The organism is Proteocatella sphenisci DSM 23131, from assembly GCF_000423525.1.
GTDB lineage: Bacteria > Bacillota > Clostridia > Peptostreptococcales > Filifactoraceae > Proteocatella > Proteocatella sphenisci.
Genome location: NZ_AUID01000002.1, coordinates 116392 through 129626 on the forward strand (window position 1 = coordinate 116392; position 13235 = coordinate 129626).

Below are 13235 nucleotides of genomic sequence, written 5' to 3' on the forward strand. Positions count from 1 at the left end.
TTGTGATTAATAATAAATAATTAAGGAAGCATAACAGTATCTATAACATGGATTACCCCGTTTGAAGTAACTATGTCTGTCATTGTTATAGTTGCTCCATCGATCATAGCTTTTCCATCTTTTATTTCGATCATAGCATCTTTGCCATTAAGCATTTTTATTTTGTCCATTTTAACAACATCTGCTGCCATCTTATCTCCTGCTACTGCATGATATGTTAAAATATCAATAAGTGCAGCTTTGTTTTCAGGCATAAGAAGGTCTTCTACAGTGCCTTTTGGAAGTTTTGCAAATGCAGCACCTAAACCGACTGTAGGTGCAAATACTGTAAAAGGACCTTCTCCTTTGAGCGTATCTACAAGACCTGCTGCTTTAACTGCTGCTACAAGTGTTTTAAAGTCACCTGCAGCAACTGCTGTGTCAACTATATCCATTTTTGCTTCAGGAAGCATAACAGCGTCTATAACATGGATTACCCCGTTTGAAGTAACTATGTCTGTCATTGTTATAGTTGCTCCATCGATCATAGCTTTTCCATCTTTTATTTCGATCATAGCGTCTTTGCCATTAAGCATTTTTATTTTGTCCATTTTAACAACATCTGCTGCCATCTTATCTCCTGCTACTACATGATATGTTAAAATATCAATAAGTGCAGCTTTGTTTTCAGGCATAAGAAGATTTTCTACAGTGCCTTTTGGAAGTTTTGCAAATGCAGCGTCTGTAGGTGCAAATACTGTAAAAGGACCTTCTCCTTTGAGCGTATCTACAAGACCTGCTGCTTTAACTGCAGCTACAAGTGTATCAAAGCTGCCTGCAGCAACTGCTGTGTCAACTATATCCATTTTAGTCATATTCTTTAAAGTTGCTTTTCCATCAACGTATTCAATTCCTACTTCCCAGATATCCATCAAGGAACTCTCACTGATATACATTTTCCCATTTTTAAGATATGGCATATTTTTCAATGTCATATTCTTGTCATTTACCATAGCCTGATTTTGTCCTGCTTTGAACGTTACTGTCTTTCCCTCCATCATCATCACAGCAGCTTTTTGTGTATTGTCCCATTTTACGTCCGCCTTGATAAGCATTGCTACAGTCCTTAGAGGAAACATTTTTACTCCATTGTATGTTATCGCACCTTCTCCGTCATTGTTTCCTACCGCAAGTGAACTGAAACTAGAAAATATCATCATAAAAGCCATTACAATTCCTAATCTTTTTTTCATAGTTTTTCTCCTTTTCTATAAAAATATTTGGTTAAGTACATTCTACCCTATTTTAACTTGTCATAATCTATGTTGTATTATAAGAGATTATTTATTTTTATGAATTAAATTTGCATTTATGGGTATATTCTTAATAATTGTTTATTTTATAATTGTACTGGAGGATTTTATGAAAATATACACAAAGACAGGCGACAGAGGAGAAACATCTTTATATGATGGCACCAGAGTAAGAAAAGATTCTGTAAGAGTAGAAGCTTATGGAACGGTTGATGAGCTTAATTCTACAATCGGCCATGCCCGTAATTTTATAGAAGACAAAGATATCAGCGAGAGATTATTCAAAATACAGAAAAAATTATTTTTTGTTGCAGGCGAACTTGCTACTTCTGAAAATGGAGAATTTAAACTTTCCGTAACAGAAGAAGATATTTTTGCACTAGAAGGCTGGATTGACGAGATCCTTGCAAAAATAGACAAGGTCAATGCCTTTATTATACCTGGAAGTTCTGCTGCTTCATCTTCTCTTCATGTTGCAAGAACTGTATGCAGGAGAGCCGAAAGAAGAATTCTTGCGCTCGACTCCGAAATCGAAGTGAACCCGATTCTTGTAAAGTTTGTAAACAGACTATCTGACACACTTTATGCTTTTGCAAGATACCTTGAAACTGAACTTGTACTGGTTGACTTTGAAGAAATGTCCAAGGAAAAACTTTAAACTTAAAATAATTAAAAATCCTGAATTATTCAAGACCTGCAAAAATGTAGATCATAGAATAATTCAGGATTTTTTTGCTTCATATACTTTATTTTTTCCTTTATACGCTTATTGGTAATTCCATAGAAAATTCTACACCGTTGTCATGGTTTTTTACAAAAACTTGTCCTGCGTGAATCGAAACTATAGTCCTCACAATAGAAAGTCCTATTCCATGACCGCTCTGATTTCTGCTTCTTGCCTTATCCACCTTATAGAAAACGTCCCATATTTTATCAAGATCTTCGGGTTTAATATGACTTCCAGAGTTATAGACGGATATAGTTACTTTGTCTTGATCTCCAAAAGCCTTCATGATAACCTCGCCACCTTCATCGGCATATTTGACTGCATTGCTTACAAAATTCCCTACGGCTCTTTCAAGAAGTTTATAATCGGCATATATAAGCAGATCTTCCTGACACTGTATTTGAATAGTGATTTTTTTTAATTTTAGGGAGCTTTCAAATCGCTCGGCGATAGAAGTCAACATAACTTCTATTTTAATTTTTTTCATATGGGGTTTAGCGACAGCCTCTTCGAGCATGGAAATTTCAAGAATTTCATTTATCATGTTATTCATACGGTCACATTCCTCGGAAATCACCTTGAAATATTTTTCTCTTTTCTCTTCAGTATCCGCTACCCCAAATTGTAGGGCTTCTGAATAACCTTTGACAACGCCTATCGGGGTTTTCATTTCATGAGAAATGTTTCGCACAAGCTGTTTTCTCTGTTCTATGTCATTTCGGAGTTTGCCGATGCTTTCGCTCAGTTTTTCTGAAATATTATTAATACTGCTTCCAAGGTCTCCTATTTCGTCCTCAGTTCTTATCTCTATTCTTTCATCAAACTTTAAATTTGAAATATTGGTCGCAATACGGCTCATTTCTACTATTGGTGAAGATATTTTTTTGGAAAATACTGTAGTAAATATAAATCCGAGAAAAATCATAAATATCCCCACATAAAGATAAAACTCGTTAGAAATTGCAACACTTAGTTGTATTCCTTTTATCTGTTTTGACATGAGGATAATTTTATCCGGCTGTATCTGACTCGCAAACAACAGCGCAGAAGCTTGATTATCATTTTTTCCCATTACCTTGAATATATAGCCATCACCCCGTCTTATTCCACCGTTTCTGATGACTGATCTCATTTCATTATTAAGCACGTTATCTCGAATCCCCAGATTCCTCGGATATGAGGTACTGAGTACCTCATAGTTATTATTCATTATAATTATGCTTATATTGTCTGCCCTGTCTATGCTTTGAATTAAATCATCTATATCTACGCTACCTTTTTTAAGCTCCTCTTGGATTACTTCAGCGGTTTTTATAAATATGGCCTCATTTTTTTTTATATAGTATTTTTCAAGCAAAAGAGCATTTAAAAGTGAGCCTACGCCAACCACCATTATAATTAGGATTACAAAAACCACAAAAAGTTTCTGCCTTATATTCATCCTCATTTTATCACCTCAAAGCGATACCCACTTCCTCTAACAGTCTGGACGTAGTGCCCACATTCGAGAAGTTTTGCCCGAAGAGTCTTTACATGAGTATCTATGGTCCTTATATCTCCATCAAAATCATAGCCCCAGATGTTATTTAAAATTACATCCCTGCTGAGTACTATATTTTCGTTGTTGATAAAATAAATCAGAAGTTGTAATTCTTTGTTGCTAAGAGATATATCTTCTCCGCATGCTGTGACTCTGTGGGACTGCCTGTCAATCTCAATTTTACCTGCTGATAGACTAGACTCACGTTCTTTCCTGATTTTTCTGACCTGAGAATCCACTCTTGCAAGGAAGACCTGATAACTGAAAGGCTTTGTTATATAATCATCAGCGCCTTTAAGAAGAGAATGTATTTCACTTTCTTCGTCTCCTAGTGCCGTGAGCATTATGACAGGAACGTCAGAGTGCTTTCTTATTTCTGCGAGCACCTCCCAGCCATCGTATAGAGGCATCATCACGTCCAAAATAATAATGTCTATATCCGTGTTGCCAAAGAATAAATCAATTGCTTCCTCGCCATTGCATGCTTCGAGGACAACATATTCCTGTTTTCTCAAAATATCGCCAACTAAATCTCGAAAAATAAAATCGTCATCGGCTATCAATATTTTAATTATAATTTCCACCTCGCCCTCAGAATATTTATTCAAGTATATCATCATCAGGATTTAAAGTAAATTCTGCAATTCGTTATAATCTAAAAGAGAAGAGCCGAAGCTCTTCTCTTTCATAAATCGTTTATTTAAGCCTGTCTGCCAGTTCTTTGAGCTTCTCTTTCTGCTTTCATTGCTGCTTTTTCAGCATCTGTCATATTGGCAAATTTCGCTTTCATTTCAGCTCTTCGAGCTTCTCTTTCTGCTTTCATTGCTGCTTTTTCAGCATCTGTCATATTCGCAAATTTTGACTGCATCTCAGCTCTTTGGGCATCTCTTTCTGCTTTCATTGCTGCTTTTTCAGCATCTGTCATATTCGCAAAGCCTTCTGGTAACTCACGCACCATCCCTGGCCTTCTATCATTCATGCCTTTTTCAGGAGATTCTTGCGCAAAAGCACTTGTCATTCCAACGCTCGTAAGAAGCATTGCTGCCATTAGTGTTGCTCCTAATTTGTTTGCATTCTTTTTCATAATTATTTCCTTTCAATTCTCAGTAAGTTATTTTTCCCGGCAATTTCCATTGCCATAAACCCATTTTAAAATACTTATGTGAAATCTACGTGAAATAATTACTTTTTTCTATTATTATATTAATAGATCGGTTTTTTCTATAAAAAGATCCAGTATTTTCTTAAGTCCCTTTTCGTCTTCTTCATCGAATGTAGCTTTTTCAAAGCTGTCTATATCAAGAACTCCAAGAAGTTTTCCGTCTTTATATAGAGGAAGGACAATTTCTGAGTTGCTGGCGCTGTCACAGGCAATATGCCCTGGAAACTGGTGGACGTCTTCTACTATCTGCGTACTATTTTCAGATGCAGCGGTTCCACACACGCCTCTTCCTATAGCTATTCTGGTGCAGGCAACTTTACCATTGAAAGGGCCAAGCACAAGCTCATTATTTCGATTCAGGTAAAAACCGGCCCAATTTATATTACTTAGATTGTAATATAATAATGAAGATAGATTTCCCATGTTTGCAAGCATGTCTCTCTCGTCAAAAAAAAGTCCTTCTGCCATCTGATAAAGCTGTTCGTAAAGTTTTTCTTTGGGTTGATCTTTGAATATTTCAGAAAAATTAAAGCTCATAAAATTTTCTCCTTTTTCTCTATAATGTGTCAAAGTTAACGTGGCAGTATCCCCCTGGATTCTTGTCCAGATATGCCTGATGATACTCTTCTGCCTCATAAAAACACTTGAGTTTTTCGACTTCTGTAACTATAGGATTTTCATAATCAGCACCTTTACTTTCAACGATTTTATCAATAATTTCTTTTTCGTTTTCATCAAGGTAATATATACCACTTCTGTACTGTGTACCTATGTCATTTGACTGTCTGTTTCTTTGAGTAGGGTCTACTATTTTAAAAAATATCTCAACAATTTTCTCAAGACTGAGAATTGTTTTATCGTATACAATTTTTACTGTCTCTGTATGGCCAGTTGTTCCTGTACATACTTCTTCATAAGTTGGATTTTCTTTTGTTCCATTGGCATACCCGCTGATTGACTCTTTTACGCCGAGTATTCTGGAATAATACGCCTGTATTCCCCAGAAACAGCCTCCTGCTATATATATTTCTCTGAGGTTTTCTTTCTTGAATTCAATCTTCGTATTAGGGTTTTGGGGTAGTAAAGATTTCATGTTTGCCTCCTTAATATTAATTTAAAGAAACCCGCAGCTAAATGCTGCGAGTTAAGTATGTCTTATTTGATTTATCCAAAAAGGGTAAGAAGTACGCCGGCTGCAACTGCTGACCCTATTACTCCAGCCACGTTTGGTCCCATTGCATGCATAAGAAGGAAGTTTGATGGATTATATTCTCTTCCGACTTTGTTTGATACTCTGGCAGCCATAGGTACTGCTGAAACCCCTGCCGATCCTATAAGTGGATTTATCGGGTCTCCCTTTGAAAACTTGTTCATTAATTTTGCAATTATTACTCCTGCAGCTGTTCCGATTCCAAATGCAACAACTCCCAGAACTATTATTTTTATAGTTTCAAGCTTTAAGAACGTTTCAGCATTTGCAGTTGCTCCTACTGATACTCCAAGAAGTATGGTTACTATATTTATAAGTTCATTTGTTGAAGTCTTGCTTAAGCGGTCTGTTACACCACTTTCCTTAAACAAGTTTCCAAGCATAAGCATTCCAACAAGTGTAGCTGCTGGCGGAAGTATAAGTGAAACTATTATAGTTACTGCTATAGGGAAAATTATTTTCTCTTTTTTGCTTACTACGCGAAGCTGTTTCATAGTTATCTTTCGTTCGTCTTCGGTTGTAAGCAGTTTCATTATCGGCGGCTGTATAACTGGAACCAGCGCCATATATGAATACGCGGCAACTGCTATTGGTCCCAGCAGATGTGGCGCAAGTTTTGATGTAAGTAAGATGGCGGTTGGTCCATCGGCCCCCCCTATTATTCCTATTGATGCTGCTTCTTGAGCTGAAAATCCAAGAATTATGGCCCCAAAGAAAGTAAAGAATATTCCAAACTGAGCTGCAGCTCCAAGAAGAAGGCTCTTTGGACTGGCAATAAGTGGAGAAAAATCAGTCATTGCACCTACTCCAAGGAATATCAGTGGAGGGAATATACCAAGTTTTGCACCTTGTGAGAGATAATAAACCAGACCTCCAGGTGTTTGTGTTTTCATGCTTGCAATCATTTTACCCTGCTGTGCCAGCTCCATCTGTCTTGTAGCCTCAGCTATATTTTCAGGCTGATGAAGACTAAGTATAGTATTAGGCAGTCCCATTACGTCTGCTAATGGAAGGTTTGCCAAAAGCATACCAAATGCAATAGGAATGAGCAAGAGTGGCTCAAATCCTTTTGCAATAGCCAGGTAAAGTAATACACAAGCCACTACTATCATTATAGCTTCTCCACCCGTGATATTTGCGATACCAGTGGATGAAATAAAGTCTAATATCAACTGACTCATGTGTTCCTCCTATTTTCTGTTTAGCCTATAACAACTAATACGTCCGAAGTATTAACTGATGCACCCTTTGTAACGTGAACAGATTTTACTGTTCCATCACATGGAGCAGGAAGTTCATTTTCCATTTTCATTGCCTCAAGTATTACACATACCTGACCTGCCTTTACCGCGTCTCCTTCTTTAACCATTATGTCCAAAATAGTTCCTGGCATTGGCGATGTAACAGAGCCAGAGCCAGCTGCAACAGGAGCTGATCCTGTTTTTGGCGCAGACGGTGCAGGTGCCACTGTAGCTGGTGCTGCCGATTGCACTGCTGGTCTTTGAACTGCCGGTCTTGTCGCTTGAGAACCATCTTTTATTTCTTCTACTTCTACTTCATATGAATTTCCATTTACTTTAACATTGAATTTCTTAATCATTATATATTCCTCCAAGTATTTATAATCTACTGTTCAATTGTTCCAGCATTCCTGCGTTTGCCCACGAGCTCTTTTCATTTCTTGCTATGTTTTTGATTACAATCTTAGTTTCTCCAGAAGCGTAATACGAGCTTATAGCTGCAATCACTGCTGCAATCTCTTCATCTTTATTAATTATTGACCCACCAGAAATATCTGCAGGGTTCGCAGTATCTTCATTGTGGGATATTTTAACTTCTGATTCTTTGATTTTTTTAGGTCTGTCTGAAAGTGAAGCTGTCATAAATTTTATTGCAAACATTATTATGACAAGCACTATAACTACTATAGCCATAGAAAACAGCGTCACTATAAGCCCGCCTGTCATTTTCTCTGCGACAGACATCGAAGAAACATCAGAAGCCATCCGAGTTATTAATTCATTCATTATTATAATCTCCTGTTCTTACAGTGGAATATTTCCATGTTTTTTAGAAGGTCTCTGTTCTCTCTTTGTGCTTAGCATTTCCAGCGCATCGATAAGTCTGATTCTTGAGTGTGATGGCTCTATTATGTCATCTACATATCCTCTTTCAGCTGCCTTGTATGGTGTAGCAAACTCATCTTTATAATCCTGTATCATCTTGGCTCTTGTTTCTACAGGATTATCTGAGGCTTCTATTTCTTTACGGAATATTATGTTTGCAGCTCCATCTGGTCCCATTACAGCAATTTCTGCCGTTGGCCACGCGAATACCATATCAGCGCCAAGTTCTTTTGAACACATTGCTATATATGATCCGCCATAGGCTTTTCTAGTTATCAGTGTTATTTTTGGAACGGTAGCTTCACTGTAGGCATAGAGCATTTTTGCTCCATGTCTTATGATTCCGCCATACTCTTGTGATGTACCTGGAAGGAAACCTGGCACGTCTTCTATATTTATAACTGGTATATTGTATGAGTCACATGTTCTTATAAATCTTGCAGCCTTGTCTGAAGCATTTATATCCAGTGATCCGGCCATTACTTTTGGCTGATTTGCTATTATACCTACGCTCTGTCCATTTAATCTGGCATATCCTGTAACGATGTTCATAGCATAAAGTTCCTGATACTCCATAAAGTCGCCATTGTCCACGATTTCTCTGATTATGTTCTTTACATCATATGCCTTGCTTGGACTCTCTGGTATTATTTCATTAAGCAACTCAGAAAATCTGTTTGGATCGTCACTGCATTCGTATACTGGGGCTTTTTCAAGATTATTTGAAGGAAGGAATGAAAGCAGTCTTCTTACTTCCATTATTGCGGCTTCATCATCTGATGCTTTGTAATGCGCTACTCCTGATATAGAGTTATGAGTAAGCGCTCCCCCAAGTGCTTCTGAAGTAACATCTTCTCCTGTTACTGCCTTTATTACCTGTGGTCCCGTTATAAACATCTGGCTTGTCTTTTCAACCATAAAAATAAAGTCAGTTATTGCTGGTGAATACACTGCTCCACCGGCACAAGGCCCCATTATTACTGATATCTGAGGTATTACTCCTGATGATATTGTGTTTCTGTAAAATATTGCACCATATCCTTTGAGGGCGTCTACAGCTTCTTGTATTCTTGCTCCTCCTGAATCGTTCATACCTACACAAGGAGCTCCCATTTTCAGAGCAAGATCCATCACTTTACAGATTTTACCTGCATGCATTTCTCCAAGAGATCCTCCTACTACAGTGAAGTCCTGGGCATACGCATAAACGAGTCTGCCTTCAACTTTGCCGTATCCAGTAACTACGCCTTCTGCAGGGGCATCTGTGCTTGCCATGTCAAAATTAGTACATCTGTGCTTTACAAATGCATCCAGCTCTACAAATGTTTTCTCATCAAACAGCATTGTTATTCTTTCTCTCGCTGTCAGCTTTCCCGATGCGTGCTGTTTTTCAACTCTCTTTTTCCCGCCTGCTTCTTCAATTTTTGCTCTTTTTTCTAACAACTGTGTTAATTTTTCAGACATTTTTCCCTCCCGTTAAACTCTTTCACTTAGTTCTATTAATATTCCGTCTGTTGATTTGGGGTGACAGAATGCTATTTTTGCCCCACCTGCACCATATCGCGGTGTTTCATCTATCATTTTACAGCCTTTTGCTTTCATCTCTTCTATAGCTTCTTCTATATTATCTACTCTAAGGGCTATATGCTGTACGCCGCCTCTTCCGCCATTTTTTTCTATAAATTTGGCTATAGGTCCATCTTCGTGTGTAGACTCAAGAAATTCAAGTTCTGTATCTCCCACAGGGAAAAAAGCTACTCTGACTTTTTGTTCTTCAACTACTTCAGTTCCTTCGCACTTGATATTAAGTACATCTTCATAAAACTTTATAGTTTCATCAAGATTAGTAACTGCAATACCTATGTGATCTACTCTGTTTACGTTCATAATTCTCCCTTCAGCCCTCCATTGGCTATTTAACAAATATATTTTTATTGAGTTGATCTGCTTTTTCATAAGGATTTTCAAGTTCTTCTTGTAGAATACCTTTTTCAAATTCCTTATCAAGGATTTTTTCAAGCTTATTGTGAACAAGCTCTTTTATAAGAAGGACCATTCTTTCTTGTCTTTTGGCTGTTTTGGCATCGGTTTTTTCAAGAAATTCTCTGTGTAACTGGAGATTTTGTATAAGGTCTTCTACCCCTTCGCCAGTTTCTGCCACTGCCATTGAAACCGGAGGCCTGAATTCCCAGTCTTTTCTAAAGTCAATCATAGAATCAATTTCTCTGTAAGTCCTTTTTGCTCCGTCCTTGTCGGCTTTGTTTATTACAAATACATCTCCTATTTCCATAACTCCCGCCTTGATAGCTTGTATATCATCCCCAAGTCCAGGCACCATGACCATAAGTGTAGTATCTGCGGTTTTTACTATATCTACTTCGGACTGACCAACGCCTACAGTTTCTACAAATATGTAGTCGCAACCGTAGGCATCAAGTACAGTGATGGCACCTGAGGTCGCTTTGGAAAGCCCTCCCAGCGAACCTCTTGTACCCATAGATCTTATAAAAACATTAGGATTTACAGACAATTCATTCATTCTGATTCTGTCTCCAAGTATTGCACCTTTTGTAAATGGGCTGGTGGGGTCGATTGCTATGATTCCAACTTTGTAGCCTTTGTCCAGCATATACTTTGCCAGTTTATCTGTCAATGTGGATTTTCCTGCTCCCGGAGGTCCTGTAATTCCTATTATATGAGCTTTTCCGCCATGACGAAAAAGCTCTGTCATAGCCTCTGCATGTCCAGGTTTTTCATTTTCTACGAGAGTGATCATCCTGCTGCAGGCTACTTTGTCTCCACTTAATAATCTGTCTACAAGATCCATTTTACTGCTCCTATAATTCTCTTTTAAGATTTTTAGTTATAAATTCTATAGTTTCTCCTGTTGCAGTTCCTGGTGTAAATACTGCTGCTATCCCACTTTCTTTGAGCTCTGGAATATCTTCTTGGGGGATAACGCCTCCTGCTATTACAAGAGTTTCATCATATATGCCAGCGTTTTTCATAAGTTGAACTATCTTTGGCAAAAGATAGCCATGTGCTCCAGACAGTATGCTCATTGAAACTACATCTACATCTTCTTGTAATGCAGTTGCTACAATTTGCTCTGGAGTTTGTCTCAGTCCTGTATATATAACTTCCATTCCTGCATCTCTAAGCGCCCTTGCTATTACTTTTGCTCCTCTGTCATGTCCGTCTAATCCTGGCTTTGCCACTAAAACACGTATTGGTCTGCTCATTTTTTGTTTCCTCCACACATCTATATTATAACATCACTGATTGCTTATATTCACCAAAAATATCTCTCATTACCTGAGATATCTCTCCAAGTGTAGCGTATGCCTTAACCGCATCAACTATAAATGGCATTAGGTTTTCTTCTCCCTGACATGCTTTTTTTAGATCCGCAAGTGTCTGAGTTACTTTTTGGTTGTCTCTTTCTTCTTTGAGTGCAGCGATTTTACTTTTTTGTAATTCTCCAACGCTCATGTCAACTCTCAGCAATCCGGTTGGTGCAGGTTCTTCTATATTAAACTTGTTAACTCCTACAACTACTTCTTCTCCACTTTCTACCTTTTTCTGATATTCATATGCCGCATCCATAATCTCTTGCTGCATAAATCCTTTATCAATTGCGCTTGGTGATCCACCAAGATCATCTATTCTCTTTATTAATTCCATGGCCTGTTCTTCTATCTGTGAAGTTAAAGCCTCTACATAGAAAGAGCCCGCAAGTGGGTCTATAGTGTCTGCAACCCCTGATTCATGTGCAACTATCTGCTGAGTCCTAAGTGCTGTTCTTACTGCTCCTTCATTTGGGAGCGCAAGTGCCTCATCTTTTGAGTTTGTATGAAGAGACTGAGTTCCCCCAAGTACAGCCGCCATAGTCTGTATAGCAACCCTAACTATGTTGTTCTCAACTTGCTGAGCTGTAAGAGTAGATCCGCCTGTCTGAGTATGGAACTTTAACATCATTGATTTTTCTTTTTTAGCTCCAAATCTATCTTTCATGATTCTTGCCCAAAGCCTTCTTGCCGCTCTGTATTTTGAAACTTCTTCAAAAAGATTGTTGTGAGCGTTAAAAAAGAATGAAAGTCTTGGCGCAAAATCATCTACGTCAAGTCCTGCTTTTATGGCTGCTTCAACATAGGCTATACCGTTTGCCAGTGTAAATGCCACTTCTTGTACTGCTGTAGATCCAGCTTCTCTTATGTGATATCCGGATATACTTATTGTATTCCATAAAGGTACTTCTTTGGAGCAGTATTCAAATATGTTTGTTATTAGTCTCATTGATGGTGCCGTTGGGAATATGTATGTTCCTCTGGCTACGTATTCTTTAAGTATGTCGTTTTGTATGGTTCCTCTGAGCTTATCTGCAGATACTCCCTGCTTTTCTGCTACTGCTATATACATTGCCAGAAGCACTGACGCTGGTGCATTTATTGTCATTGAAGTAGATACTTTGTCAAGTGGAATGCCGTCAAAGAGTATTTCCATGTCTTTAAGTGAGTCAATTGCAACTCCAACCTTGCCAACCTCTCCTTGTGATATTTCATCACTCGAGTCATATCCCATCTGAGTAGGAAGGTCAAATGCTACAGAAAGTCCCGAAGATCCATTTTCTATAAGATATTTATATCTTTTATTTGATTCTTCTGCAGTTGAAAATCCTGCATACATTCTCATTGTCCAGAATTTCCCTCTGTACATTGTGTCTTGTACCCCTCTTGTAAAAGGATACTGTCCTGGCATTCCAAGGTCTTCACCATAATCAATATCTTCGATGTCAGCCGGAGTGTAGATTCTCTTTGCCTCTATTCCCGAGGTAAATTCAAACTTTTCTTTTCTTTCAGGAAATCTTGCAATAGATTTTGCCACTTTTTCTTCTTCCCATTTTTTTGTAGCTTCTTTTACTTCCTCGATCTTTGTTTTTTCAAACATGATAACTCCTCCATTTAGTAGACATTATATTTCTTCTTTTTCAAAGGTCTAATATACAATACATTTTATCAAATTATACTAAAAATTGCAACTTATCCGTCAAGAAAAATCGATTTTGCAAGTTTTTTTGTTCAGCCCTTCAAATATCATAAAAGTCAACTTTATTCGTTTCATATTATACCACGAATACATTGTATAATAAAAGATTCTTTACATTTGTGTTACTTGTAT

General features: G+C 37.8%; 15 protein-coding genes. 1 reads left to right on the forward strand and 14 read right to left on the reverse strand.

All coding sequences use genetic code 11. The annotated features are described in order from the left end of the window. Positions 1-20 precede the first annotated feature (20 nt). On the reverse strand, positions 21-1232 hold the full coding sequence (locus G558_RS12035) for a fasciclin domain-containing protein (RefSeq protein WP_156888482.1): 1212 nt from the start codon (positions 1230-1232) through the stop codon (positions 21-23). 169 nt (positions 1233-1401) lie between these two features. On the opposite strand from G558_RS12035, the gene G558_RS0101535 reads away from it, so the two are divergent. Continuing rightward, positions 1402-1950 (forward strand): cob(I)yrinic acid a,c-diamide adenosyltransferase, encoded by a 549-nt coding sequence (locus tag G558_RS0101535; RefSeq protein WP_028828589.1) that lies wholly within the window; start codon positions 1402-1404, stop codon positions 1948-1950. Positions 1951-2050: 100 nt separating this feature from the next. On the opposite strand, the gene G558_RS0101540 is transcribed toward G558_RS0101535, so the two are convergent. The 13 genes from G558_RS0101540 to G558_RS0101600 all read right to left on the reverse strand — a co-directional run bounded on the left by G558_RS0101540 (position 2051) and on the right by G558_RS0101600 (position 13004). Continuing rightward, the gene (locus G558_RS0101540; RefSeq protein ID WP_028828590.1) at positions 2051-3466 is read right to left on the reverse strand and encodes a sensor histidine kinase; all 1416 of its coding nucleotides are present in this window, start codon (positions 3464-3466) and stop codon (positions 2051-2053) included. Continuing rightward, positions 3463-4179, reverse strand: coding sequence for a response regulator transcription factor (locus tag G558_RS0101545; RefSeq protein ID WP_330363763.1), 717 nt, complete (start codon positions 4177-4179; stop codon positions 3463-3465). The genes G558_RS0101540 and G558_RS0101545 overlap by 4 nt, the downstream gene beginning before the upstream one ends. An 80-nt stretch (positions 4180-4259) precedes the next feature. Next, positions 4260-4643: a hypothetical protein gene (locus G558_RS0101550; RefSeq protein ID WP_028828592.1), complete on the reverse strand. Its 384-nt coding sequence runs from the start codon at positions 4641-4643 to the stop codon at positions 4260-4262. A gap of 114 nt (positions 4644-4757) precedes the next feature. Further along, complete coding sequence (locus G558_RS0101555; protein WP_156888483.1) at positions 4758-5258, reverse strand: GAF domain-containing protein; 501 nt, start codon at positions 5256-5258, stop codon at positions 4758-4760. Between the two features lie 19 nt (positions 5259-5277). Beyond that, the gene (gene msrA / locus G558_RS0101560) at positions 5278-5814 is read right to left on the reverse strand and encodes a peptide-methionine (S)-S-oxide reductase MsrA (protein ID WP_051188392.1); all 537 of its coding nucleotides are present in this window, start codon (positions 5812-5814) and stop codon (positions 5278-5280) included. A gap of 71 nt (positions 5815-5885) precedes the next feature. Continuing rightward, complete coding sequence (locus G558_RS0101565) at positions 5886-7112, reverse strand: sodium ion-translocating decarboxylase subunit beta (protein ID WP_028828595.1); 1227 nt, start codon at positions 7110-7112, stop codon at positions 5886-5888. Between the two features lie 20 nt (positions 7113-7132). Continuing rightward, entirely contained in the window at positions 7133-7531 is a 399-nt protein-coding gene (locus tag G558_RS0101570) for a biotin/lipoyl-containing protein (protein ID WP_330363764.1), read from the reverse strand. A gap of 19 nt (positions 7532-7550) precedes the next feature. Next, positions 7551-7958: an OadG family transporter subunit gene (locus G558_RS0101575; protein WP_028828597.1), complete on the reverse strand. Its 408-nt coding sequence runs from the start codon at positions 7956-7958 to the stop codon at positions 7551-7553. An 18-nt stretch (positions 7959-7976) separates the two neighbouring features. Further along, a complete protein-coding gene (locus tag G558_RS0101580) occupies positions 7977-9521 on the reverse strand; it encodes an acyl-CoA carboxylase subunit beta (protein WP_028828598.1) in 1545 nt (514 codons plus the stop codon). A 12-nt stretch (positions 9522-9533) separates the two neighbouring features. Then, positions 9534-9944 (reverse strand): methylmalonyl-CoA epimerase, encoded by a 411-nt coding sequence (gene mce / locus G558_RS0101585; protein WP_028828599.1) that lies wholly within the window; start codon positions 9942-9944, stop codon positions 9534-9536. 25 nt (positions 9945-9969) lie between these two features. Further along, positions 9970-10884, reverse strand: a complete 915-nt coding sequence (gene meaB / locus G558_RS0101590) for a methylmalonyl Co-A mutase-associated GTPase MeaB (protein ID WP_028828600.1) — start codon at positions 10882-10884, stop codon at positions 9970-9972. A gap of 10 nt (positions 10885-10894) precedes the next feature. Beyond that, entirely contained in the window at positions 10895-11299 is a 405-nt protein-coding gene (locus G558_RS0101595; RefSeq protein ID WP_028828601.1) for a cobalamin B12-binding domain-containing protein, read from the reverse strand. Between the two features lie 25 nt (positions 11300-11324). Then, positions 11325-13004: an acyl-CoA mutase large subunit family protein gene (locus G558_RS0101600; protein ID WP_028828602.1), complete on the reverse strand. Its 1680-nt coding sequence runs from the start codon at positions 13002-13004 to the stop codon at positions 11325-11327. Positions 13005-13235 lie beyond the last annotated feature (231 nt).

Excerpts from the sequence above, each read along its gene's own strand:
- G558_RS0101535 (WP_028828589.1), top strand. The coding sequence starts at position 1,402 with ATGAAAATATACACAAAGACAGGCGACAGAGGAGAAACATCTTTATAT.
- G558_RS0101595 (WP_028828601.1), bottom strand. The coding sequence starts at position 11,299 with ATGAGCAGACCAATACGTGTTTTAGTGGCAAAGCCAGGATTAGACGGA.
- G558_RS0101575 (WP_028828597.1), bottom strand. The coding sequence starts at position 7,958 with ATGAATGAATTAATAACTCGGATGGCTTCTGATGTTTCTTCGATGTCT.
- G558_RS12035 (WP_156888482.1), bottom strand. The coding sequence starts at position 1,232 with ATGAAAAAAAGATTAGGAATTGTAATGGCTTTTATGATGATATTTTCT.
- G558_RS0101565 (WP_028828595.1), bottom strand. The coding sequence starts at position 7,112 with ATGAGTCAGTTGATATTAGACTTTATTTCATCCACTGGTATCGCAAAT.
- G558_RS0101545 (WP_330363763.1), bottom strand. The coding sequence starts at position 4,179 with ATGATGATATACTTGAATAAATATTCTGAGGGCGAGGTGGAAATTATA.
- G558_RS0101600 (WP_028828602.1), bottom strand. The coding sequence starts at position 13,004 with ATGTTTGAAAAAACAAAGATCGAGGAAGTAAAAGAAGCTACAAAAAAA.
- G558_RS0101555 (WP_156888483.1), bottom strand. The coding sequence starts at position 5,258 with ATGAGCTTTAATTTTTCTGAAATATTCAAAGATCAACCCAAAGAAAAA.
- G558_RS0101550 (WP_028828592.1), bottom strand. The coding sequence starts at position 4,643 with ATGAAAAAGAATGCAAACAAATTAGGAGCAACACTAATGGCAGCAATG.
- meaB (WP_028828600.1), bottom strand. The coding sequence starts at position 10,884 with ATGGATCTTGTAGACAGATTATTAAGTGGAGACAAAGTAGCCTGCAGC.
- G558_RS0101540 (WP_028828590.1), bottom strand. The coding sequence starts at position 3,466 with ATGAGGATGAATATAAGGCAGAAACTTTTTGTGGTTTTTGTAATCCTA.
- msrA (WP_051188392.1), bottom strand. The coding sequence starts at position 5,814 with ATGAAATCTTTACTACCCCAAAACCCTAATACGAAGATTGAATTCAAG.
- G558_RS0101580 (WP_028828598.1), bottom strand. The coding sequence starts at position 9,521 with ATGTCTGAAAAATTAACACAGTTGTTAGAAAAAAGAGCAAAAATTGAA.
- G558_RS0101570 (WP_330363764.1), bottom strand. The coding sequence starts at position 7,531 with ATGATTAAGAAATTCAATGTTAAAGTAAATGGAAATTCATATGAAGTA.
- mce (WP_028828599.1), bottom strand. The coding sequence starts at position 9,944 with ATGAACGTAAACAGAGTAGATCACATAGGTATTGCAGTTACTAATCTT.